Origin of the sequence: Psychrobacillus sp. FSL W7-1457 (assembly GCF_038593405.1) — a bacterium.
In the GTDB taxonomy this organism is placed as follows: Bacteria; Bacillota; Bacilli; order Bacillales_A; family Planococcaceae; genus Psychrobacillus.
In genome coordinates this window covers 1,031,399-1,054,981 of the sequence record NZ_CP151993.1, presented here as the reverse complement: position 1 = coordinate 1,054,981, position 23,583 = coordinate 1,031,399, and the positions used below count along the sequence as shown (strand labels likewise).

Genomic DNA, 23,583 nt, shown 5'->3' with positions numbered 1-23,583 from the left:
CCCATTCACTCCCATTGTTTTATTTATTGAATGACTGCTACACGCTCTTTATAATGTGCATTCATTAGTTGTCGATTGACTGCATTGATATACGCTCTCGCAGATGCCTTAAGTACATCCTGCGATGCATTTCTTCCGGAAGAGGTTGCTCCGTTATACGATAGATTGATCACTGCCTCACCTAGAGCATCTCGCCCTTTTGAAACAGAGGAAACCCGATAATCCAAAATTCTTACCTCTCCATTTACTAGCTTTTCTAATGTGTTAAAGATGGCCTCTACCGCACCAGAGCCGTTGCCTTTTGAGGTCCTACTCTCACCAGTTGGCATCTTCACTGTGATGGATGCAGTCGGTACATTGTTTTCGTAGTTAATGACTAGTTCCTCTAATTCGTAAACCTCAACTTCTCCACTGCTTACTTGCTGATCTGTCAATAAAACAAATAGATCCTCATCGGATATTTCCTTTTTACGATCCGCTAGCTTCTTAAATGCATTAAAGGCTGCATTTAGCTTTTCATCGCTTAACTGGAAGCCCATTTGCACTGCACGACTAAAGAAAGCGTGACGACCGGAATGCTTACCAAGCACTAGCTCGGTTGCGACATCTCCAATTAGCTCTGGAGTAATGATTTCATATGTTTCAGGGTTTTTGAGCATCCCATCCTGATGAATGCCGGATTCATGAGCAAAGGCATTTTTTCCGACGACTGCTTTGTTCGGCTGAATGACGACTCCTGTAAGCTTACTTACTAGCTGACTCGTACGCTTAGTTTCCTTCAGAACGATGCCTGATTCCGCTTGGTAATAATCGCTTCGAATATGCAATGCGACTGCGACCTCTTCTAAGGCCGCGTTTCCTGCACGTTCACCGATTCCATTGATCGTGCCCTCTACCTGTGTCGCTCCATTTTCAATAGCTGCAAGTGTGTTCGAAACGGCAAGACCTAGATCATCATGACAATGTGCAGAAAGCTTAACTTTCTCAATACCAGTTACGTTCTCAGACAAATATCTAAATAAAGCACCATATTCAATCGGTGTTGCATAGCCTACTGTATCTGGGATATTGATCGTTGTAGCTCCGGCTTTAATGACTTCATTGATAATACGAACTAGAAAATCCTTGTCAGATCGTGTTGCATCCTCTGCAGACCATTGCACTAATGGAAAGTATTTACGTGCTAGCTTCACTGACTCTACTGCGATTTCTATAACCTGCTCCGGTGTTTTGTTGAGCTTGTATTGCATATGGATTGGCGATGTAGCGATAAATGTATGAAGATGAGGCTGAACCCCTCCTCTTAATGCCTCCCAGGACGTTTCAATATCGCTTTTGATCGAACGAGCGAGACCTGTTACGACTGAGTTTTTAACGGTGTTCGCTATTTGCTGAACTGCATTGAAGTCACCAGGTGACGAAGCAGGAAAGCCTGCCTCGATAATTGAAACGCCGTACTTTTCTAATTGACGAGCAATCTCCAGCTTTTCATGAGTGTTTAAGTTAATGCCCGCAGACTGTTCCCCGTCTCTTAGCGTAGTGTCGAAAATATCAATTTTGGCCACTCGTCACCACTTCCTTCTTCGCTTTTTTTCCTTCATTGATAAATGGCATCATTTCTCTTAGCTGTGCACCTACCGTTTCGATTGGGTGCTCTGCCTCTGCTTGTTTGATGGCATTGTATTTTGGACGGCCTGTTTCATTTTCTTCAATCCATTCCTTAGCGAACTTACCATTTTGAATATCAGTTAAAACTTCCTTCATGCGATCCTTTACGGACGAATCAATGATGCGTGGACCGGAAACGAAATCTCCCCACTCCGCTGTGTCAGAAATGGAAGAGCGCATCGTTGCCATTCCTCCCTCGTACATAAGGTCAACGATAAGCTTTAACTCATGTAACGTTTCAAAGTAAGCAAGTTCTGGCTGGTAGCCTGCTTCTACTAATGTTTCGAAGCCTGCTTTTACGATTGCTGTTGTACTGCCGCAAAGCACTGCTTGCTCTCCGAATAGATCTGTTTCTGTTTCTTCCTTGAAAGTTGTTTCTAATACTCCAGCACGAGCAGCTCCAATACCTTTTGCATAAGCCAAAGCTAAATCTTTTGCTTGCCCAGTTGCATCTTGATATACCGCAAATAATCCAGGTACACCTGCTCCAGACTCAAATGTACGGCGTACTAAATGCCCTGGTCCCTTTGGAGCTACTAAAAATACATCCACGTCTGATGGAGGAACGATTTGGTCGAAGTGAATATTAAAGCCGTGAGCGAATACTAACGCCTTGCCCGCTGTTAAAGCAGCTTCAATTTCTGCCTCATACACTGCTTTTTGTCGTTCATCTGGCAATAAAATCATGATTACGTCTGCTTTTTCTGCAGCCTCTTGTACAGAGTAAACGTCTTGCCCATCTTCTTTTGCCTGGTCAAATGATTTTCCAGCACGAATTCCTACAATAACGTTAAAGCCTGAATCCTTTAAGTTTTGTGCATGTGCATGACCTTGTGATCCGTACCCGATGATTGCAATTGTTTTTTCCTTTAAAGATCCTTCATTGATATCCCCGTTATAATACATTTTCGCCATTTTCATTTCCTCCTCAAATTGTTTGTTTTGTTATTGCAATATAGAAAGATAAGGTGCATTTGCGGCCTTTTGTGTTTCTCTTACAAAGGCTGTAACACCGGTTCTTGTTAATTCTTTAATGCCATAAGGCTTGACGAGCTCGATGAACGCATCTATTTTTTCTGGGTTTCCAGTAACCTGAAATGTCACTACATTTTTTCCTGTATCAATGGTAGATGCTCGGAATGGCTCTACTAAACTATTGATTTCTGCTCTTCCAGACGGTGGAGATACGACCTTTACTAACGCGAGCTCTCTTACTACTATTGATTTTTCTGTAATATCATTTACCTTCAGCACGTCTACTTGTTTTTGAAGCTGCTTTAACAGCTGTTCAAGCTTCTGTTCATCTTCTACGTTAACGACAAAGGTCATTTTAGAAATTTGGGGCTGTTCGGTGTGACCTACTGTGATGCTCTCAATATTGAATTGACGCTTCATCAGGAGACCAGTCACGCGATTAAGCACTCCACTTTGATTGATGACCGTGACAGTAATGATTCGTTTCATTCTGGCTTCACCCCGATCATTTCGTGTAATGCTGTGCCCGGGACAACCATTGGAAGGACACTTTCCTTTTGGACTACTCGGCAATCGATCAACACTGGCTCATCCGACTCAAGTGCTTCTTTTAATTGCACCTTTGCCTCTTCATATGTCTCGATTCTATATCCCTTAATATCGTAGGCAGCTGCGAGCTTGATAAAATCTGGCTGTACCGGGATTAAGGAGTGAGAATAACGTTCTCCGTGAAAAGTCTCCTGCCACTGTCGAACCATACCGAGTGCCTGATTGTTTAAAATAATGACCTTTACCGGTATACGCATTTCTTGGAGTAACGAGAGCTCCTGAAGTGTCATTTGGAATCCAGCATCTCCAACGATGGATACCACCTTCGCATCCGGCTTAGCTATTTGAGCTCCAATCGCTGCTGGGAAGCCAAATCCCATTGTCCCTAGACCACCTGAGGTCACCCAATTGTGCGGCTTTTGGAACTTGTAATACTGCGCTGTCCACATTTGATGCTGCCCGACATCAGTTGTCACAACTGCCTCTCCATTTGTGTATTCCTGCACTAGTTCTAAAACCTGCTGAGGAAGCAGACCCCTCTCTCCACTTGCATCATAGTGTAATGGGTATTGCTCTTGATTGACCTTTAAGCTCTCTAGCCAAGCTGCCGTGTTGCCATTTGGTGCATTTTGGTGGAGCAGGGCCTCTAATGCCTCTTTTGCGTCTGCCACAATCGGTATTTCGGTTGGTACGTTTTTACCGATTTCCGCTGGATCTATATCGATATGAATTACTTTAGCGTTTGGAGCAAAGTAATTTAAATTCCCTGTTAAACGGTCATCGAATCTTGCTCCTATATTAATGAGTAGGTCGCATGTTTGGATGGCCATATTCGCTGTGTATGTCCCGTGCATACCGGCCATTCCTAGAAACAAAGGATGTGTTCCCTCGATACTACCTAGCCCTAGTAGCGTATTTGTAATCGGTATTTGGTATTTTTCCGCTAGGTCCTTCAATTGTTCTGAGGCGTTTGCAAACAGCACTCCTGCTCCCGCTAGTATTAATGGTTGCTTTGCGGTAGAGATTGCCTGAGCAGCCTTCTGAATTTGCAGGAAGTTCGGCGTAGTAGTTGGCTGATAGCCTGGTAAATTAACTGCTTCCGTTTCCCCTTCCCTTGGGGTGAAAATACCTGTTGCTATATTTTTAGGTATATCGACGACTACTGGTCCTGGACGACCTGTGGAAGCAATGTGAAATGCTTCATTCATAATTCTTGGGAAATCCGCTACATCCTTTACTTGATAATTGTGTTTCGTAATTGGTTGTGTGATTCCAATGATGTCTGCCTCCTGGAAGGCATCTGTTCCGATAACGGTTGTGGCGACCTGGCCAGTAAATACGACTAATGGAATCGAATCCATCATTGCATCTGCAATCCCTGTCACCACGTTTGTAGCACCAGGGCCAGAGGTTGCAATCACCACTCCGACTTTCCCAGACACTCGTGCATATCCTTCTGCTGCATGTATTGCTCCTTGCTCATGACGGGCAAGAATATGCTTAATCGGGTTTTTATGAAGTGCATCATAAATTGGTAAGACGGCACCACCTGGATATCCAAATACTACTTCCACCTGGTGCTTTTTTAGCGTCTCGATAAACACGTCTGCACCATTCTTTTCCGGGACAGCTATACTGGTCGCCGGCTCCTCTAACAATTGCTCCGCTTCTACAGTTAACTTCATCATCATTCCTCCTCTTCCTCAAATCGTCCAGTTTTTATCTAATAAAAAAGAAAAGAATTTCCTCCCACACAAAGAAACCATCGTTCTTTTGTATAGGGATGAAATTCTTTTCATGGTACCACCCTAATTCGTAGCGCAACCGCTACCTCGCAGACAAACGACATAGCATCGAACGTCCATTTTTAACGAGAGTAGCTTATTACTACACCCGGAAGTATCTAAAAGGGATAATCCCGTTCAACACCTCACTCCGAGGGGATGTCGCTAAAGGTTGTATTGCCGGCTCCCAGCACTACCGGCTCTCTGTGAATACAAAATTCCTTTAACTTTTACCTCATCATAGATTTACAGCAATATTTATATTTTCATCACGCCACCTGTACTTGCAGATGTAACGAGCTTGGAATACCTTGCTAAATATCCTTTTTTAATCTTTGGTTCAAATGGTTGTAAATCTGCTCTTCTTCTAACGAGCTCTTCCTCACTCACCTGTAACTCTATCGTTCTATTAATAAGATCAATCGCGATTATGTCGCCATTTTCTACTAAAGCAATCGGTCCTCCATCAGCAGCCTCTGGAGAGATATGTCCGATAGAAATTCCTCGGGAAGCACCTGAGAACCTTCCATCTGTAATGAGGGCAACCTTTGTGCCTAAGCCTCGACCTTGAATCGCCGATGTCGGTGCCAGCATTTCTGGCATTCCCGGACCACCTCTTGGACCCTCGTAGCGAATAACGACTACGTGACCTTCTCTGACCGTTCCATTATCAATTGCTTCCTGGGAAGCCTCCTGCGAATCAAAGACGATTGCCTCTCCAGTAAACTCCTTTATAGATGGATCAACTGCACCAACCTTTATGACACCGCCTTCTGGGGCAATGTTTCCAAATAAGACAGACAGACCGCCAACAGGACTATAAGGATTTTCTTTTCTTCGAATCACCTGCTCATTTTTAATCTCGCAGTCTTTCACATTTTCATAGAGTGATTTACCGGTAATCGTTAGACGATCTGGATGAACCGCTCCAGGTATTTCACAAAGCTCTTTTATAATCGCGCTGACTCCTCCAGCTAAGTGGACATCATGCATGGAGTAATCAGATGCCGGCATGATTTTCGATAAATATGGAATTCGCTTAGCTACTTCATTTATTTCACTTACGTTATACTCGATTTCAGCCTCGTGAGCGATTGCTAACGTATGTAACACTGTATTTGTCGATCCGCCCATTGCCATATCAAGTGCAAATGCATCATCGATCGTTTCCTTCGTAATCAAATCTCGAGGCTTCACATCCTCCTTGACCATCCGGACAAGATGCTTTGCCGCCTCTCGAATCAGTTGGTGTCTCTCATCCGATGTAGCAACAATCGTTCCATTGCCCGGTAGCGTAACACCTAGCATTTCCATTAAAGAGTTCATAGAGTTTGCCGTGAACATCCCGGAGCATGAGCCACAGGTGGGACAAGCGTTTTGTTCGATGTCTAACAGCTGTTCTGCAGTCATCGAGCCCGACTTATACGAGCCGACTCCTTCAAAGACGGAAGTAAGGGAAAGCTGCTTACCATCTGCAGAAACACCCGCCTCCATTGGTCCGCCTGACACGAAAACCGATGGGACATTCGTTCTTACAGCTGCCATTAGCATTCCTGGGGTTATCTTGTCACAGTTCGGAATATAAAAGACTCCGTCAAACCAGTGGGCATTGATAACCGTTTCTGCTGAATCGGCTATTAGCTCTCGACTTGGAAGCGAATATCGCATTCCAATATGCCCCATTGCGATTCCATCATCTACACCAATCGTGTTGAATTCGAATGGAATACCTCCCGCCTCTCGAATGGCATCCTTTACAACCTCTGCAAACTTATTTAGATGCATATGGCCAGGAATAATATCGATATACGAGTTACACACACCGATAAACGGCTTATCCAAGTCTCTTGTTTTTACCCCCGTAGCGTAAAGTAAGCTACGATGTGGGGCTCGATCTACACCCTTTTTAATCATGTCACTTCTCATATTTTATCGCCCCTATACTTTACCGCTTCAACGCGTTTGCCTATGCAAAAATCGTAAATACCTGTTAAAATTACTATGTGAATTTTCTTGCAATATTTAATATATTGAAGATATCATAACCCCTATAAACCTTAGAGTCAACCGTATTTCTTTAAATTTTCTGTTAGTTTCGAATATTCATTTATATTGTAATCGCTTACAATAGCGATATATCGCATTTTGTATAAGGAAAAATTATTTTGAAATTTGTTTATACATAACATGATTGTGAGAGGCATATGGGTGGGGATTTGATAAAAGAAGAGGGGAGATAAAAAATATTTTTCCTATTAAGTAACACTGTAATTACTTTACTTCTATGTAACATTCCCTAACTTGCCAGTGGCTCTTTCTCCTGCAACACTTACTTACGTTGGCGCAATAACATTTTGTCCGATTGCTGCAACACTTCGCTGATTTGCGCAACTCTTCCCCTATTTCCTGCAACACTTTTATTTCCCGCAATACTTCCTCCCATTGGTGCAACACTTTGTCCGATTTCCGCAACACTTCAACTGATTTCCGCAACTCTTTCCCTATTTCCCGCAACACTTTTATTTCCCGCAATACTTTCTCCCGTTGGCGCAACACTTTGCCCGATTTCCGCAACACTTCAACTGATTTCCGCAACTCTTTCCCTATTTCCCGCAACATATCACCCGATCAGTGTAGAACTTCCGCCATAGACCCTACACTTGGCGACTTCTCTATATCCCTTCTCCAATTTTTATTTCTACAAAAAAAGACATCGTCACAATATGTGACAATGCCTTCTTTATGGGTTAACCCGATTTATTAGATTTTAAAATGGCTTACTTCACTTTGCAGTTTTTCTGCAAGAGTCGCCAATGTTTGTGCGTTTGTTGAAATTTCTTCGGTTGCTGCTAATTGCTGCTCGGTAGCTGCACTCGTATCACTTGCTCCCTCTGCTGCATGGTTTGCCAAGTTTTCTACCTGTTGTGCGCTTGCTGTTACTGAGCTACTCATTTCCTTAATATGTTCAATTGCGGTAGTAACTGTTGCAACTTTCACTGCAACTTCTTCTACACTGGACTCAATTTCATTGAACACGTCTAATGATTCAGTTGTCTTAGAAAGACCATCCTCTACCTTGTCTCCACCTGTTGTGATTGCTTTAACTGCCTCAGATGATGCGGACTGGATGAGTTTAACCATAGATTCGATCTCAGAAGCAGAGTTTTTGGATTGCTCAGCAAGCTTGCGTACTTCCTCTGCAACTACTGCGAAGCCTTTTCCATATTCCCCTGCACGGGCTGCTTCAATCGCAGCGTTTAGCGCTAGTAAATTCGTTTGCTCTGAGATATCCGTGATTAAAGCTGTAATGGACTGTATTTCATTGGAATGCTTAGCCATGTTATTCATAATTTCTGTTGTTTCTTTGAATGTTTCATGAATCGTATTCATTTGACTCGCTACTCCAGATACCACTGTAGAGCCTTTGGTTACCAGCTTTTTCACACCATCTGTTGCTTCCAGCATCTCTTTGTTGTTTTGTGAGATGTCTGAGACGCCTTGTTGCATTTCGGACATAGATCTCACAGAGTCTTCTACATGCTTTACTTGCTCTTCACTTGCTGCCATTTGCTCCTCAGCCGATTTAGCAACCATTTGAGAAGAGGCTAGGCTTTCCTCCGAGCTTGCAGACAACTCTTCCGCATTAGCAGCAAGCTGCATAGACGAATCACGAACATTAGAAACGATACGCTGTAAATCACTTGTCATTTTATTAAAGGTAGTTGCCATTGCCCCAACTTCGTCTTTATTTTTAATAACAATTGGTTCTACTTTCAGGTTACCACTTGCAATTTCCTCTAATCCTTCTGTCACCTTGCGAATTGGGTTAGAAATACCTTTACTGATGAAATAAGAAACGAGTATACCTATAATAATACTTGCTATTGCCAATATAATTATAAATATATTAATTTTATCATTATATGTATTTAACTCTTCTCTAGTTTTTAGCATATTATCTTGTTGAATTTGTTTTAACTCACCCAAAATTGCCAAAGCATTGCCGTTAAGTTCGCTTGACTTTGCTGCATATTGTTCAAAAGGTTGATTACTTTTTTTCAATTTGATTATTTTATCATTTGATTCAAAAAGCTGTACAGTCTCTGTTTGAAGGTCCTTTAATAACTTTTGTGACTCTTCATCCTTTACAGATTCTATTAAAGCACGAGCTGCGACTGATCCCTTTTCTATTTCTTGATCAAATTTTTGGACAGCCTCATCTGAACCGAACATAACGAACTCTAGAATAGCAGTGGCCATATCCTTTTGAATTACTTCAATTTCTGATACTAAATTAATCTTTTCAATATCCTTATCAATAATATCTTTATACTTATTTGCAAGGTCATAAGAAGTAAAAATAGAAATAACACTTATTAAAACTAATAAAAGTAAAACAAATGAAAACCCGAACCACATTTTTTTAGAAATTGATAATTTCATTTTGGAACTCCTTTTCCGTAATTATTTTCATACATGAGTAAAATGCACCTCTATAATTATACTCTTTATAAGGTATTTTGACATAGATAAATGTACATATTTATTCCTAATGGCATAAAAAAGTTCTACACTTTTTAAATTAAGTATAGAACCTTTATACCTACATTTTAAAATGACTTATATTATCTTGTAATTTTTCTGCTAAATTTGCTAGAGATTGAGCATTAGACGTAATTTCACTATTAGATGCAAGCTGCTGCTCTGTAGCGGAGCTTGTATCTGTTGCCCCTTGAGCTACGATCTCCGCAAGCCTTTGCACCTCTCTTGAACCCTCGGTTACCGTTCGGGCAATTGCCTGTATTTGCTCAATTGAAGCTGAAACTGTTTCCACTTTAAAACCTACCTCTACTACGGCCGATTCAATATTCTCAAACACACGTAAGGACTCTTTTGTTTTCGCTAATCCTTCTTTAACCTTGCCTTCTCCCGCAGTGATGGCCACTACTGCATTTCCAGTAGCTCCCTGGATGACTCCAACCATTTCAGCAATTTCAGATGCAGCATTTTTGGATTGCTCTGCAAGCTTTCGTACCTCGTCTGCAACGACCGCGAATCCTTTTCCATATTCTCCAGCTCGAGCTGCTTCAATCGCAGCGTTTAATGCAAGCAGATTTGTTTGCTCTGAGATTTGTGTAATAAGAGTAGTAATACCTTGAATATCATTAGAATGCTTCTCCATATCTCTCATATTGGTTGCTGTTTCATTAAACGTCTCATGAATAGTGCTCATCTGTTGTGCCACCGCCTCAATCACATCAGATCCCTGTTTTACAAGCATTCCAACATTATTAGCAGAATTAAGCATCTCGCCATTACTAGAGGCAATTTCATTCACTCCTTGTGAAAGCTCCGACATCCCTTCCATAGAAGTTGTCATATGGAGTACCTGCTGTTCACTGCTAGCCATTTGCTCATGAGCTGAGCTTGCTACCATTTGTGAGCTCGCTAAACTTTCCTCTGAACTGGCTGATAATTCTTCCGCATTAGCTGCAAGCTGCATAGACGTTTCCTGTACATTCGAAACAATCATACGGAGGTCCGCTGACATTTTGTTAAATGCCGTGGCCATTTCCCCAGCCTCATCTTTGTTTTTAATAAGAATTGGCTCTACATGTAGATTGCCCCCTGCAATTTCTGTCAGACCGGAAGTCACACGCTTAATCGGACGTGCAACACTTCTTCCGATTAAAAGTGCAATGATTATTCCAAGGACAGCTCCAACAATTGTAATAGACATAACAAAAATGATAGCAATGCGCTCGTAATCCAAAAGCTCACCAACAGTAGCATTCATATCCTGCTGAACCTGCTCATCAATTTTATCTAGCAAAGAAATCATATTATCATTAATCGTTTTAACATCTTTTGTTAACGTGTTTATTTGAGATGGATCAATGAGTACTTGATTGGAAATTAGCTTTTCATTTGCTTCCACAAACATCTTGTATTTTCTTTCATAGTCCTCAATGTACGGTAGCGACTCATCAGATTTCAGTCCTTTTTTAAGGTCTTCCATCAGCTTCTTTTCATCCTCCAAATGAACACGCACGTTCTTTCTAGAAGCATCCGTTTTCGTCAATAAAAAATCATAAAGGTTTTCTGTAGTCTCATTTTGAGCCATCTTAATGTCCTGGATAATTCTCACGTTAACACTATCAACCTCTAGGATTTCCCTGTATTGACTCGTGGTAGTTTGCGATGCTAGGCTGCTAAAGTAAGAAATAACAACCATCACTAGGATAATTGCAGAGAAGCCCAACCACATTTTTTTTGTAATGGTCCACTTCATAATCATTCTCCTGTCTTAATTACTTTTGAACAAATCGATTAAAGGATACAAAGTGCTCATCCCAGTACACATTATCGAGCTTAGTAATTTCTACTCCCTTAGATCCTGCATGGATGAATTGATTATCCCCTAAAAAGATTCCCATATGAGAGATTCCTTCTTTATATGTATTTTGAAAAAACACTAAATCTCCAGGGACCGGATTAGTCACCACAACACTATCCAAATAATAAGACTCACTGCTTTTACGTTCTATTTTCACTCCAGCCTGATTATGTAGGAAGTAAATAAACCCACTGCAATCAAACCCAGCCATCGTATTACCAGCATACAGATAAGGAATACCTTCCAAACGTTTAGCAAAATCCATGATTAGTGGGTAATAGGCATGTCCTTCACCTGAAATAATAGGTGCTGGAGCTGGTGTCGCTACTGGAGCAGCTACCGTTTGAACAGGCTGCGTCACAACGGATGCCGCCTTAGCTGGGACAACCTTTGTGGCACTTTTAACTGTCGCTGGTTTTTGTACAACAAGCTTTTGCTTAATATAAATATTATCCTTCGTCAGCTTGTTCCAAGTACGTAAATCAGCGACCGTTACTTTATGTAATTTAGCAATCTTTGTAAGGCTATCTCCCTTCTTCACCTCATAAAGCGTACTTGCACTTGCATTTTCTGTAATAAAAAACAGCATAAAAGCTATAATCAGCACTTTCTTTCTCATACTTTAAACCCCCTTTCTGTTTATATCGGTAAAACTTTCGTAACATCCACAACTTTCAACAAAATATTACCTGGGAAATAAACACTCGTAAGTTATCAGAAAATATGTCATAATCATAAATGAATAACCATTCATTTAGACAAAGGGGATATGACTATGAATGAAACATGGACACAAATCGAAAACACAATGAACAACAATCCAACACCAATCCAAAACCAAAACGTCCGCTACGAGTTCCACCTATCTGGCGACGAGCCATCCGTTAAACAATTGGTCATCGCAGACGGTAGAGCATTTGTGACAGACGACACTTCTACTAAGGCTGATTGCACATTAAAATTAAGCTCAAAGGATTTTGTAAAGCTGATTAATGGGGATTTGAACAGTACTTCTGCCTTTATGTTCGGGAAGCTGAAGGTTGATGGGAGTATTGGTTTTGCTTTGAAGCTGGAGGGGTTGTTGAAGGAGTATAATTTTCAAGCGTAATAAAAAACGACTTTCGCTATGAAAGTCGTTTTTTTATTACTTCTTATTATCAAAATACATACCATCAATTGTTTGAGTAGCGGCGTAAGGATTGGTATAAGAACCTTCATGACGTTTCTTTTGCTGAAGTTCCTTAATATCTTTCTTAACAAGAGTCATCACAGTAGTTAACTGTTTATTAATTCCATAATCCAACTCTATTAATTTACTATAAATGGACAACTTAGATATTTCTTCTACATCTATAGTTTTCAATACTTGTTCACGAACATCCAGTAACTCATTAATTTCTTCTATAAATTCTGTACGTTCATCATCAGTTGTTTTCTTCAAAAGATGGTTGTAAAGCTCTTCAGAGACTGCTAAAAATTGTTCGACACTAGCCATTACGCTTGACCGCCAGTAGTAAATTGCTTTTGACGATTAATCTGGATGACTTGCTTCCATGTATCGCGGAAATCAAGGACATATACTTCCACTTCCTCAATAATAGCAGTGTCATTCTTCATATTTGCTTCAATTAAGCGGTGGTTCATATATTCATACATTTGCATCATTGACTTAGAAACTTCAATATCCATATTTAAGGTCATCATAAGCTCTTGAATAATTTTCTGTGCTTTCTGCAAGTTTGTATTTTTCTCTTGAATATTCTTTTCTGTTACCGCAATTTTTGCTTTACCTAAAAATTTTAAACAACCATTGTATAACATCAAAGTCAATTCACCTGGTGATGCAGTACTCACACTATTATTTTTATAAGCTTGGTGGACCGATTGTGCTGACAAATCTTACAACTCCTTTTGTTGAAAATATAATTTTATTTAGCTTTGGCCAAATTGTGATAGATAGCCTGATTGTGAATTGGCTTTGCTAATCGCCTGCTCCATAGCAGTGAATTGTTTCCAATAACGAGTTTCGATATCTTCTAATCTACGTTGGAAGTTAGAAATACGAGTATTCATGTCTATTAAGCTTTTACCAAGAGTATACTGCTGATCAGTGGCGGTAGCCTTCCCTGCCTTAGCTTCAATTTTTGCAGTTAATTCCTTCATAGAATCACGAAGCCTATTGACAATACCACGGGTGTCTCCTGTTGCAGTTTTTTCTCCTGATTGAGTTAAAGTTTGTACTACTTTATCAGGATTTTCTGTTATTGCTTTTCGAAGTTTATCCTCACTAATTACTAGTTTACCACCATCTGAGTAAACACTAGAAGTTGTGATACCCATTTCAGCAAGAGTATCAATTAAATCATCACCAATACCATCTACTCTACCATAAATTGCATTACGCATACTAGATAAACCACTACTAACTATTGAATCACTGCGAAGAAGTCCACTTTTAGCTTTTTCATCCCATAATTCTTGCTCTTTATCAGACATATCTTTGCGCTGTTCGTCTGTTAAAGGAGGGAAATCACGATATTTTTTTTCTTTTAAAGAATCATTCATACCAGTAATTAACTCGTTATACTTTGCAACAAACTCTTTTACTTTATCTACCATGGAGTCTATATCAGCACTAGCTGTAAGTTGAACAGGAGCTACAGTTGTATCAGGTGATGTAGCATTATTTTTAGCAACTGCATCATTATAATCATCATTCAACTGAGTACTTTTCATTTCTTTTGCTGCTAGATCATTTGTTGCATTCGTTGCTTTCAAAGTTGCTATTTCGGCTTGAATATCCTTTTCAGCTACACTTTTTAAAGCTGTAAAATCTCCTGTACTCATTTTCTTTAGATCGTCTCTATCGCCAGCTGATAAAATTTTCAGCATTTTTTTTTGGTCAGCAGTTAAATCAGAACCATCTATATCTTCATCAGATGTAGATGCAAGTGCTTTAAATTTTTCGAAATTTTCTTCACTTAAATTTGCTAATGTATTTTTAATATTAGAATTCCCACTAACAAAGTCTGTATAGGTTGTTTGCAAACTAGAAGATAAATTCCCATAAGCTGAGGTATAGTTTGCATTAGCGACACGTTGAGCCTCCAACGCAGACTCTTTGGAGACTTCTGCATTTGTCACATCTTGCTCTGCTTGTTTTTTTGCTATCTCTAATCGTGCCACTTGTTCTTGCAAAGTATTTTTAACATTAAATGTAGAATTTAATGTCACTGTATATCCTGAGATATTGAAAGTGTTAGAAGATCTTTCCGTTGTAATACCGTTCACTTGGAAAACAGCATTAGTTCCTCCAGATGCTAAATTAGTAGAATCTGCCATGCCTAATTTTGAAAATACATCATTCCCTGCAACTACTTGGACTTCAGCTCCGCCCTTTACATCACCTGTATTTTTTGCAGTAATAGATAGCTTACCATTCTCAAATAATGCTGATACTCCCGCATTACTATTGTTTATTTTAGATACTACTTGAGCAATAGTATCCGTAGAACTTATTTCTATCTCTGTTGCTTTTGCTGCAAGATTGCCATCTGCTTGGATAGCCTTCAAAGAAATTGTCGTGTCCCCAACACCAAGCTCGCTCATTTGAGTAGTACCAGATACTGTTCCCCCGCTTGTAGTAGAGATAGTATTTCCAATCTGTCTCGCTGCAGTAGCCAATTGGGATACCCCTTCAAGAGATAAAGCACTTGAAGCAGAGGAATTTGCAGTTGCAGTTACTAGACTTGAATTAGAGCTCTGTACAGTTTTTTTGTTAAAGTTTCTGGACAATGTGAAATTATCAAGTAAGTAATCACTAAAGGTTTTTAATTTTGTATTTATAGAACGATAAGAATCTCTTTGCCATTCCGTTGTTGTTTTCTTTTGAAATAATTTATCTAATGGTATTCTCTCTGCCTTCATCAAATCTCCAACAATTTGATCAATATCCATTCCCGATGCTAATCCACCAACTCTTAAACCTGCCATTTTATAACCCCCTAAATTTTTTCGTCAATTATCATGCCTAAAAATTTTTGCATCGTGTAAAATGCATCCAATAGCTTTCGAGGTGGAACTTCTCTTATTACCTCTTCCGTCTCTGCGTCTATAACTTCTACATAGTAGCGATCTAAACCATCATGCATAACAAATTTGGAGTTTCTGTTTTGGATAGTCATAAACTCATTTAATGCATCTATTGCCTTTTGTACTTTTTCTTTTGGAATTAATTCCTTTTCATTTGCTTTTTGCTCAGCTTGCATAATTTGTCTTAGAGAATTTTCTGTTACATTTGATTTTGTTATATCTCCCACTACTTCTTTTTTTAGCTGAGATGTAATTGCAACATCTTTTGACTGTGCCTGTGCTGATAGACGCATACTAGGCTCTCCCCCTATGCTAACAATGTTCTTATATTCATTATCGGCAATTTAATATTAATTTTCAGTTGTTAGCAAAATTTCCATTTAAGCTGACGATAATAATAGAGTAGTAAAATAATTCACATGGAGGTGAATGAATTGAAAATACAAAACCAAGCAGGGATAGCCTTCTCTATCAATCGTTATCAGAAAAATGACAATGCAATAACTAGAACATTAGAAAAACTTTCAGGTGGCGACAAATTGACTCGTGCTGCAGATAATGCTTCAGGTTTGTCCATCTCGGAAACAATGCGTGGGCAAATTCGTGGACTTGCAAGGGCTCAGCTTAATATGCAGGATGGGCTCTCTGTACTTGAGACAACGGATGCAGGTCTTCAACATGTTAGCGGTGTATTACAACGGATAAGGGAATTAGCAGTACAAACATCTACTGATACTGTTTCAGATGAAGACAGAGGAGCAGCCCAAAAGGAATTAGACCAGCTTCTCCAATCAATTGATGATACTGCCGACAAAATGGAGTTTAACACTCAAACTATTCTCGGTGACGTCCGACCATTGTACATACACGTGGGTGCTAACTCTGGACAGGCACTTCGTATTGATACAGTAAATGTGAGTACGGCTTCTTTAGGTATAGCAATCGCTGAGCTTTCTACACGAGAAAAAGCAGAGGATTTAATAACAAACGTGGATAAAGCCCAAGGTATTATTTCTAGTCACCTTGCAAATACTGGAGCAGACTACGAAGCACTAACTCACCATAAGGATAACGTGTCGAATACCGAGGCAAGTCTTCAAAAGTCAGAATCTCTTATTCGAGATCCAGATTTGGCTTATGAAATGATGGAATTTGTTAAACAAGGAATACGCCAAAAGGGCGATGAAATGCTAATTAAGCATACGAATCAGAATGTTAATGATGTACTGAGATTATTTAGTTAAAATAAAAAAAGACTAGGAAACCATTTTAAGGTTTCTAGTCTTTTTTATTTATACCTACAATAACCTTCTATTAAAAATCGGAAGTCCCCGAGAGTAGTCAACCTGAATCATTGTATTTGATAATGTAATTCCATATTTAGTTGATAGGTCTGTATCATTAAGATGTACTCCTAATTCTTTAAGTCCACAGTCAAACATTCTCAAAAAATCAGCATCTAATCCATGTTGATTAGATTTAAATATTTGCCCATCTACTCTTTTTTCATCAACTAAAATAAACTTTGTATCAGGTATACTTTTGATTAATTTTTCTTTTTCCAAATAGTTAATTAAATTATCATTATTTCCTTGAAATGAAATAATTTTTGCCACGTTATTAAAGTCATTATACACAGTGAATAAATTAAGTGATTGTTTATCTTCTATAATTTCTTTTGCAAAGTAATCAAATTCAATTTGTAATATCATTTCCCCATACTTCTGAAATAAATAGCGATTAGCAGTTAAATAAACTGGTTCAATCCATGCAGAGTTATCTATAATATGAGAAAAAAGATGAGGTGCTAAACGGTTACTTAAATGAATTAGATAAGCACCATGAGAATGACCATATCCTATTATTTTTTTTTCGTTAAATATAAAATTATTGTCTTTTAATATAATTCGTATAGCTTCAATTGACGTAATAATATCAATTGCTTGCATATAGCCCATATCATTAAAGTCATCATTTGTTTCTTTTATATCTGCCATTACAGGAAGATTTATTTTTTTATTAGATAATATATCAAATAGTTTAGCTGTGTCATTCCCTATTGTATTTCTTTCCTCTGGAGATAGAGAAATTAATAATTGTTCCAGATTATTTTTTAGTTTAAATGATGTAGTACTTTGCATAAATTCACTGCCAAAATACTCACATTGTACCGTAACTAAATTATATTTTTCAGCAAATGTTTCTCTCATTTTCTTATACACATTTGAATCAATATTCCCCCCAAAACCTGGAGCTAACAATAGAATACCAGTGTTCTCATTTGTTCCTTTTTCAGGAACCGAAAAGTCAATTCTTAACTCTCTATTTGAATAACCAGTATAGATGTTATGATGTGCAGGGATTTTGATGCTTTGATTTTCAGGCAATTACTCTCAACACCTAACTTTAACTGAATTATAATATTCTAAGGAGATAATAAGTACTTCTTTCTTTCATTTATTTTCGACCTTTAAATACTAATTATCTATATTATCTTTTAACAAAATCAATTCAAAAAAAACAATAAAAAAACATTAACAAATTCCACTAAATTTACAAATCTATTTTCAAACGATTAAAAATGAGTATAGATTTTAACTCAATAATTTTTATTTATTTTCCCAAAATATAATGAATCTACCCAACGTCCTGTTGTCCAATGAGTCTCTTTTAAGTGACCTTCCTGTTCAAATTGCAATTTATTAAAAAACTTTATTTTCTTTTCATCAATTGAGTAGATTTCAGCCCAGAGTCTATGAAGATTTAATTCTTCAAATGCATATTTCTCCATTGAAAGAGCAGCATCTATTGACAATATATCATCAATATATAAATCATTTTTTCCTATATATATTGAGAAATCGGCGCTTCTATTTACCCAATCAATATAGCAAAGACCACAAGCGCCAATCAACTCTTGTGTGCTTAGTTCAATAATTGCAAACATTCTAGTATTAGAATCAAGTATTACATAATTATCAAACCAAGATTGTTGATTTTCCATATTTAGTTCTTTATGTTCTCTAAAAAAAATACGAAATTCAGGTTTATTCCTCCATTCTAAGAGAATGGGCAAATCTGTTCTTTCAATTGCTCTAAGTCCAGTAAACTTACCCTTTATCATTGTAAATCTCCTTTAATTAAAGGCTCTCCTACCTTCTTTTCATATTTCATTTCCATTCCAACAAGTTCTTCTGCCTCATAAGGAAGATATCCATTCTTAAGTGCTGGCCTTAAAAAATCAAAATCTTTTATAGTAAGGAAATGTCCTTTAGTCACATTCTCTTTTAAATAGATTCCTCTTTGTTGAACAATAACTGTTTCCTTTTCGTTTTCTTCTATTACTTTAACCCCGTCACCAAGGGCATTTTCTAATTCTCTTGTCCTATTCACCATTTCACACCAACTAGATGGGTTCATAGAAAATGGATGATCTGGTCCAGTACGGTTATTATCATCTGTGAAATGCTTCTCTATTACTCTTGCCCCCAGTGCTATGGCTCCTAAAACAGTAGAGTGGCCTGGTGTATGATCAGACAAACCCAAAATCATATTTGGATACATTAAAGAATAAGTTTTTAATACATATAGATTAATATATTTAAAATTTTCTAAACTTCCCGTATAATTTGTATTGCACTGCATTAGTACAATCTTAGGATTAATATTCGTTATTGCATTGACCGCACGCTTTACATCAGAAAAATCTGATGCCCCAGTTGCTAATAAAGTCGGCTTACCTTTTTGTGCTATATATTTAATAAATTCAATCCATGAAATATCACCAGAACCAATTTTGAATGCAGACAAATGATTATTTATTTCATCAACAGCATCAATATCATATGGTGTTGTAAGAAATTCAATTTTTGCTTTTTGGGCTTCTTTAACTAATTCTAGATTCCAATCTCTGTTTAGCTCATATTTTTTAAAAACATCGTATACACTTTTATCCCATTTCGATTGATGACTACTTTGTCTTCCAAGACTCTTAAATCCTTGATCACTTACTATTTTATTAGCATGAAAATGCTGAAATTTTACTGCATCTGCCCCAGCTTCCTTCGATAACCAAATCAATTCTTTAGCACGAGCTAAATCTCCATCATGATTAGAAGCAACATCTGCAATAAAATAAGTTGGATCATTTATAGAGATTTTTTGGCTACCTATATTAATCTCACTATGATAATTCATGAAATTCACCTTCTTTAAATTTTTCGTATAATCGGTTGATAACCTCTTTACTTGAAGGAACCTGTTGTTTATGAAGAACTTTTTGTAATTTAGAAATGTCTAAACCTAATGAATTTGCTCTTTTAATTTCTTGAAAATCGTTTAATTTCCCTCTAACTACATTTCCTTCTTTTCCAAATTTCTTTGCAAGTTCATAAATAAAATCATACTTACTATATACATCTTTAGCACCTATATTAATGATACCTGTATATTTTAGCTCAATTAGTTCTATTAAAATATTTGAAAAACTATAAATATCAATACTTGATGTATAAAAATCTTCAAAACCTACAATAGTTTGTTCTTGTACTAATGACTTAATAACCCATTCAATAAAAGTTGGTTCATCCTTTTTATTTCTGAATCCTACTATGTTTGTTCTTACGACAAGAGAGTTGTTATTTGTTAGTGCAAAGAATTCGCCTGCATACTTTGTTCGAGCATACTCATTCAATAAAACAACAGTATCATTTTCAGAGTGTTGTAGATTCTTATCATTTTCATAGTAATGATCAGTAGAAATTTGAATAAAATAACAGTTAATTTCACTACAAGCTCTTGCAATAATGGATGGTAACCTAGCATTTAACATATATGCATTATCAACGTTTTTTTCACATTCTTTTAAATTTATCATTGCTGCACAATTCACTACGATATTTGGTTTTTCTTGAGTAATTAAATCTGTTACCTTTTTAGAATCTATTAATAAATCAACATTATTTGTACTGTTTGAACGTGATATGGTCAAGATTTCAAAATCCTTTTGCGAGAACTTTTTATACAACTCTTGCCCAAGCATTCCTGTTGAACCAATTAATATAATTTTCATTAAAATTACTCACCCAGTTTTTTTTGCTCGATATGAGCATTAATTTTAGCAAGACTTGTATCTTTTTCTAACTCTTCAATAATATTATTTAAACAAAAATCCCCATTTTTAAGATACAATTTTTTTAATAAGATTGTAATTAACTCTAAGTCCTCTCTTGTATCTACTGTAAGGCGAAAGTTGCTATTATCAGCTTCATGTATCACTTGCCCAATTGAAAAAAGCTCCTTATTCAAATAAAAATAAGGGGTAACATGTTCTCTTTCATAGTCTTTGTTACCATTATTAAAAGCTAATTCTAAATTTTCAAGAGAGAATACTTCTGTATCCATTCCTCTAGGGAAGCTTCTCACTTGTGTATTAGAAACATAATCATAATTATTATTAAGATAATAATTAATTACTTGATCTATTATTTCAGGATCTATAAGTGGACAATCTGAAGTAAGTCTTACTACTATGTCCGCTTTATGTTCTATTGCTGCTTCGTAGTATCTTGAGAGAACATCCAATTCGGAACCGCGATAACATGATATACTTAACTGCTCACATAATTCGACGATGGGTATATCGGTATCATTTAAAGTTGTTGCTACAACAATCTCATCAATAAATTTTGATAACTTCACACGTTCTAACTGATATGCTAGTAACGGCTTATTCATTACTTGCATTAAAACTTTTCCTGGTAGACGTGTGGAAGTCATTCTAGCTTGAATTATCGCTACTATTTTCATAAAATGTCACTCTTCGCTTTCTTTCAAAAAATTATCAGATATGAAAATGCTTAGACGGTGCCTAAATCTCTCCCACTAATTCTTTTAATTGTTCAATAGATAACCATTCATCATTAATATCACTTGCATATTTAAAGCCTTCTGGAAGAAGCTTTCCTCCCGTAGCAAATTCTTTGGACCACCAAGAAAATTCAGGTTGTATGATAAAATAATCATCAAATTCAACAGTATGACGTGCGTCATCTTCGGTAATCATAGCTTCGTGTAATTTTTCTCCTGCACGAATCCCTACAATTTTAGTTTCACATTCAGGCGCTATTGCAATTGCTAAATCTGTAACTTTCATACTTGGAATTTTAGGAATGAAAATCTCTCCACCATGCATTCGCTCTAAATTATCTAAAACAAATTGAACCCCTTGATCAAGAGTAATCCAAAATCGTGTCATACGCTCATCAGTAATAGGCAACGTACCTGTCTCCTTTAACTTTTTAAAGAATGGTACTACACTTCCTCGACTACCAACGACATTTCCGTATCTAACAACAGAAAAACGAGTTTTCTTTTCACCAACGTAAGAATTTCCCGCAACAAATAATTTGTCCGATGCTAGTTTAGTCGCTCCGTATAGATTCACTGGGCTACATGCTTTATCTGTACTAAGAGCTATGACTTTCTCTACACCACGGTCTATTGCAGCTTCTATAATATTTTGCGCACCATGAATATTCGTCTTTACAGCTTCAAATGGATTGTACTCACATGCTTCAACATGCTTCATTGCTGCAGCATGGATGACAATATCTACTCCATCAAAAGCACGATAAAGTCTATCTTTATCTCTAACATCACCTATAAAGAACCTAATCCTATTATCATGAAATTCCTGTGCCATCTCATATTGTTTTAACTCATCTCTACTGAAAACAATAACTTTTTTTACATCAATTTCTAGTAATTTACGTATAATTTTTTTCCCGAATGATCCCGTTCCACCAGTTACTAGTATCGTTTTTTTAGATAATGTCTTATTTTGCATTGATTTCACCTTTTTTAGTTTTTCAACTTATTTTCTAATATTTGTTTAAACTGACAATCTGAAAGAGTTTGGATATATTCTACAAAAATATCTTGTTTAATCATTGGAACATTCTCAATTTTAGCTCCATCTTTCGCTGTGTTATAAATTGTCATATTTGAATTTCTTGCCTTTCTTTCTATCCAACGATGATAGGTACTTAAATTAGGAGTTGTATTAATCATTTCCCCGTTGTTAGAAAGTATCTTTCTAAAGTTAAATCTCTCTGCTATTTCAATCCCAGAAGTGGATGTAGTAGAATGTGTTCTCTTACCCTTAAACCCTAAATCTTGACCAAATAAAAAAAGTTTTTTAAAGCCTAAATATTCAATAAGCGAAATTGCAGTTGTTGCAACAGACCCACCAGTCTCCATTAGTGGACTTTCGTTTTTTAATACATATTGCTCTGCCAGAAAATATCCCTGCTGAAATAACAATATTTTAGGACCATCATGTATCTTTGACATTTCATTATTAGCTGTTGATAAATAAAACAAATGGCCTTTATATCGACTATCTTCTATTTGTTTTACAACATTTATTGACGGATCCGTGATGATAATTGCATCAGGAACAACACCATGCATTAATAATGTTTTCAATGAAGAACCTACACTTAAAATGAAAGTTTTGTTTTTTGCTTTTTGAAGCCATTTCACAGTCTCATTTAAAGATGGGCCACCTGATACCAGACAGGCACTTTTATTTTCAAAAGAATTTTTTAATCCATTAACATACAAGTTACTATTTTGAATATTACTTAAAAAGTTACTTTTTAAAAGTTGCGCTGTAGAGTTATAACTCATTTGTCTAATTTTAATATCCTCTAAAATTGTGAAATATGGATGGTTTTCAGAAATTGCTTTTAACCAGACATTCGGTAAAATCACTTGATAGTCTAAATACTCTTGAATTTTATCTCCTGCTTTAATAAGCTTAACATTTTTCTGACAAATTATTTGCTTGTCTCTTGAATGTTTTTTAAAAATATTCATTTCTTCTATGTCTAACAATAATAGCAATATATTTTTATTGGGAGCAAGATTTAATAAACTTTCTAAATGATAACCTAATCCTAAACCAACCAATAAATACCCTTTTGCATCAAAGTCTACTTCATTCTCAATAAACTTTTCGGCATCTTTGGAAGGATGATATTTGCTATAAATATATTTCCCATTATAGAGTAAGGTGTTTTCCCCACTTTTGGCAACCTCAACCTTAAATTCCAT

Annotated in this window: 21 protein-coding genes and 1 other annotated feature; of the genes, 2 read left to right on the top strand and 19 right to left on the bottom strand. The window is 37.1% G+C overall.

The features are described 5' to 3' along the window. Positions 1-23: 23 nt before the first annotated feature. From NSQ95_RS04910 to NSQ95_RS04875, 8 genes are all read right to left on the bottom strand, one after another. The gene (locus NSQ95_RS04910; RefSeq protein WP_340884701.1) at positions 24-1,565 is read right to left on the bottom strand and encodes a 2-isopropylmalate synthase; all 1,542 of its coding nucleotides are present in this window, start codon (positions 1,563-1,565) and stop codon (positions 24-26) included. Next, positions 1,552-2,589 carry a ketol-acid reductoisomerase gene (gene ilvC, locus NSQ95_RS04905; protein WP_340884703.1) on the bottom strand — a complete coding sequence of 346 codons (1,038 nt, stop codon included), beginning with the start codon at positions 2,587-2,589 and terminating at the stop codon, positions 1,552-1,554. The genes NSQ95_RS04910 and ilvC overlap by 14 nt, the downstream gene beginning before the upstream one ends. A 24-nt stretch (positions 2,590-2,613) precedes the next feature. Then, positions 2,614-3,132, bottom strand: coding sequence for an acetolactate synthase small subunit (gene ilvN / locus NSQ95_RS04900; RefSeq protein WP_340884707.1), 519 nt, complete (start codon positions 3,130-3,132; stop codon positions 2,614-2,616). Further along, positions 3,129-4,883, bottom strand: coding sequence for a biosynthetic-type acetolactate synthase large subunit (gene ilvB, locus NSQ95_RS04895; RefSeq protein WP_340884710.1), 1,755 nt, complete (start codon positions 4,881-4,883; stop codon positions 3,129-3,131). The genes ilvN and ilvB overlap by 4 nt, the downstream gene beginning before the upstream one ends. Before the next feature lie 85 nt (positions 4,884-4,968). After that, positions 4,969-5,227, bottom strand: a binding site (T-box leader). Between the two features lie 7 nt (positions 5,228-5,234). Further along, positions 5,235-6,902, bottom strand: coding sequence for a dihydroxy-acid dehydratase (gene ilvD, locus NSQ95_RS04890; protein ID WP_169358833.1), 1,668 nt, complete (start codon positions 6,900-6,902; stop codon positions 5,235-5,237). A gap of 834 nt (positions 6,903-7,736) precedes the next feature. After that, entirely contained in the window at positions 7,737-9,419 is a 1,683-nt protein-coding gene (locus tag NSQ95_RS04885; protein WP_340884713.1) for a methyl-accepting chemotaxis protein, read from the bottom strand. A gap of 160 nt (positions 9,420-9,579) precedes the next feature. Beyond that, positions 9,580-11,268: a methyl-accepting chemotaxis protein gene (locus NSQ95_RS04880; protein WP_340884715.1), complete on the bottom strand. Its 1,689-nt coding sequence runs from the start codon at positions 11,266-11,268 to the stop codon at positions 9,580-9,582. 19 nt (positions 11,269-11,287) lie between these two features. Next, positions 11,288-11,992: an NlpC/P60 family protein gene (locus tag NSQ95_RS04875; RefSeq protein WP_340884717.1), complete on the bottom strand. Its 705-nt coding sequence runs from the start codon at positions 11,990-11,992 to the stop codon at positions 11,288-11,290. Positions 11,993-12,148: 156 nt separating this feature from the next. On the opposite strand from NSQ95_RS04875, the gene NSQ95_RS04870 reads away from it, so the two are divergent. Continuing rightward, positions 12,149-12,481 carry an SCP2 sterol-binding domain-containing protein gene (locus NSQ95_RS04870; RefSeq protein WP_340884720.1) on the top strand — a complete coding sequence of 111 codons (333 nt, stop codon included), beginning with the start codon at positions 12,149-12,151 and terminating at the stop codon, positions 12,479-12,481. 36 nt (positions 12,482-12,517) lie between these two features. On the opposite strand, the gene NSQ95_RS04865 is transcribed toward NSQ95_RS04870, so the two are convergent. The 4 genes from NSQ95_RS04865 to NSQ95_RS04850 are packed head-to-tail and all read right to left on the bottom strand — an operon-like array spanning position 12,518 to position 15,758. Further along, positions 12,518-12,868, bottom strand: coding sequence for a flagellar protein FliT (locus NSQ95_RS04865; protein ID WP_340884723.1), 351 nt, complete (start codon positions 12,866-12,868; stop codon positions 12,518-12,520). Further along, entirely contained in the window at positions 12,868-13,269 is a 402-nt protein-coding gene (gene fliS / locus NSQ95_RS04860; RefSeq protein WP_340884724.1) for a flagellar export chaperone FliS, read from the bottom strand. The genes NSQ95_RS04865 and fliS overlap by 1 nt, the downstream gene beginning before the upstream one ends. A 36-nt stretch (positions 13,270-13,305) precedes the next feature. Continuing rightward, positions 13,306-15,366 (bottom strand): flagellar filament capping protein FliD, encoded by a 2,061-nt coding sequence (gene fliD / locus NSQ95_RS04855; RefSeq protein WP_342560433.1) that lies wholly within the window; start codon positions 15,364-15,366, stop codon positions 13,306-13,308. A gap of 11 nt (positions 15,367-15,377) precedes the next feature. Continuing rightward, positions 15,378-15,758, bottom strand: a complete 381-nt coding sequence (locus NSQ95_RS04850; RefSeq protein WP_340862776.1) for a flagellar protein FlaG — start codon at positions 15,756-15,758, stop codon at positions 15,378-15,380. A 132-nt stretch (positions 15,759-15,890) separates the two neighbouring features. Between NSQ95_RS04850 and NSQ95_RS04845 the strand changes: the two genes are divergently transcribed. Further along, the gene (locus tag NSQ95_RS04845) at positions 15,891-16,709 is read left to right on the top strand and encodes a flagellin (protein ID WP_340886069.1); all 819 of its coding nucleotides are present in this window, start codon (positions 15,891-15,893) and stop codon (positions 16,707-16,709) included. Positions 16,710-16,763: 54 nt separating this feature from the next. On the opposite strand, the gene NSQ95_RS04840 is transcribed toward NSQ95_RS04845, so the two are convergent. The 7 genes from NSQ95_RS04840 to NSQ95_RS04810 all read right to left on the bottom strand — a co-directional run bounded on the left by NSQ95_RS04840 (position 16,764) and on the right by NSQ95_RS04810 (position 23,583). Next, a complete protein-coding gene (locus NSQ95_RS04840) occupies positions 16,764-17,852 on the bottom strand; it encodes a DUF2920 family protein (RefSeq protein ID WP_340884728.1) in 1,089 nt (362 codons plus the stop codon). Positions 17,853-18,064: 212 nt separating this feature from the next. After that, positions 18,065-18,589: a GNAT family protein gene (locus NSQ95_RS04835; protein WP_340884732.1), complete on the bottom strand. Its 525-nt coding sequence runs from the start codon at positions 18,587-18,589 to the stop codon at positions 18,065-18,067. Beyond that, the gene (locus tag NSQ95_RS04830) at positions 18,586-19,662 is read right to left on the bottom strand and encodes an N-acetylneuraminate synthase family protein (RefSeq protein ID WP_340884733.1); all 1,077 of its coding nucleotides are present in this window, start codon (positions 19,660-19,662) and stop codon (positions 18,586-18,588) included. Before NSQ95_RS04830 ends, NSQ95_RS04835 begins: the two co-directional genes overlap by 4 nt. Then, positions 19,649-20,536: an SDR family oxidoreductase gene (locus NSQ95_RS04825; RefSeq protein WP_340884738.1), complete on the bottom strand. Its 888-nt coding sequence runs from the start codon at positions 20,534-20,536 to the stop codon at positions 19,649-19,651. The genes NSQ95_RS04830 and NSQ95_RS04825 overlap by 14 nt, the downstream gene beginning before the upstream one ends. A 5-nt stretch (positions 20,537-20,541) precedes the next feature. After that, positions 20,542-21,273 carry a glycosyltransferase family protein gene (locus NSQ95_RS04820; RefSeq protein WP_340884741.1) on the bottom strand — a complete coding sequence of 244 codons (732 nt, stop codon included), beginning with the start codon at positions 21,271-21,273 and terminating at the stop codon, positions 20,542-20,544. Positions 21,274-21,334: 61 nt separating this feature from the next. Beyond that, positions 21,335-22,312 carry a UDP-N-acetylglucosamine 4,6-dehydratase (inverting) gene (gene pseB / locus NSQ95_RS04815; protein ID WP_340884743.1) on the bottom strand — a complete coding sequence of 326 codons (978 nt, stop codon included), beginning with the start codon at positions 22,310-22,312 and terminating at the stop codon, positions 21,335-21,337. Positions 22,313-22,326: 14 nt separating this feature from the next. Then, positions 22,327-23,583 (bottom strand): 6-hydroxymethylpterin diphosphokinase MptE-like protein, encoded by a 1,257-nt coding sequence (locus NSQ95_RS04810; RefSeq protein ID WP_340884745.1) that lies wholly within the window; start codon positions 23,581-23,583, stop codon positions 22,327-22,329.

What these genes read in the sequence shown, in the direction of transcription:
- ilvN (WP_340884707.1), bottom strand. Translation starts at nt 3,132, where the DNA reads ATGAAACGAATCATTACTGTCACGGTCATCAATCAAAGTGGAGTGCTT.
- NSQ95_RS04835 (WP_340884732.1), bottom strand. Translation starts at nt 18,589, where the DNA reads ATGATAAAGGGTAAGTTTACTGGACTTAGAGCAATTGAAAGAACAGAT.
- NSQ95_RS04880 (WP_340884715.1), bottom strand. Translation starts at nt 11,268, where the DNA reads ATGAAGTGGACCATTACAAAAAAAATGTGGTTGGGCTTCTCTGCAATT.
- NSQ95_RS04825 (WP_340884738.1), bottom strand. Translation starts at nt 20,536, where the DNA reads ATGAAAATTATATTAATTGGTTCAACAGGAATGCTTGGGCAAGAGTTG.
- NSQ95_RS04875 (WP_340884717.1), bottom strand. Translation starts at nt 11,992, where the DNA reads ATGAGAAAGAAAGTGCTGATTATAGCTTTTATGCTGTTTTTTATTACA.
- NSQ95_RS04820 (WP_340884741.1), bottom strand. Translation starts at nt 21,273, where the DNA reads ATGAAAATAGTAGCGATAATTCAAGCTAGAATGACTTCCACACGTCTA.
- ilvD (WP_169358833.1), bottom strand. Translation starts at nt 6,902, where the DNA reads ATGAGAAGTGACATGATTAAAAAGGGTGTAGATCGAGCCCCACATCGT.
- NSQ95_RS04830 (WP_340884733.1), bottom strand. Translation starts at nt 19,662, where the DNA reads ATGAATTATCATAGTGAGATTAATATAGGTAGCCAAAAAATCTCTATA.
- pseB (WP_340884743.1), bottom strand. Translation starts at nt 22,312, where the DNA reads ATGCAAAATAAGACATTATCTAAAAAAACGATACTAGTAACTGGTGGA.
- ilvC (WP_340884703.1), bottom strand. Translation starts at nt 2,589, where the DNA reads ATGAAAATGGCGAAAATGTATTATAACGGGGATATCAATGAAGGATCT.
- NSQ95_RS04865 (WP_340884723.1), bottom strand. Translation starts at nt 12,868, where the DNA reads ATGGCTAGTGTCGAACAATTTTTAGCAGTCTCTGAAGAGCTTTACAAC.
- NSQ95_RS04850 (WP_340862776.1), bottom strand. Translation starts at nt 15,758, where the DNA reads ATGCGTCTATCAGCACAGGCACAGTCAAAAGATGTTGCAATTACATCT.
- NSQ95_RS04810 (WP_340884745.1), bottom strand. Translation starts at nt 23,583, where the DNA reads ATGGAATTTAAGGTTGAGGTTGCCAAAAGTGGGGAAAACACCTTACTC.
- fliD (WP_342560433.1), bottom strand. Translation starts at nt 15,366, where the DNA reads ATGGCAGGTTTAAGAGTTGGTGGATTAGCATCGGGAATGGATATTGAT.
- NSQ95_RS04870 (WP_340884720.1), top strand. Translation starts at nt 12,149, where the DNA reads ATGAATGAAACATGGACACAAATCGAAAACACAATGAACAACAATCCA.
- NSQ95_RS04885 (WP_340884713.1), bottom strand. Translation starts at nt 9,419, where the DNA reads ATGAAATTATCAATTTCTAAAAAAATGTGGTTCGGGTTTTCATTTGTT.
- ilvB (WP_340884710.1), bottom strand. Translation starts at nt 4,883, where the DNA reads ATGATGATGAAGTTAACTGTAGAAGCGGAGCAATTGTTAGAGGAGCCG.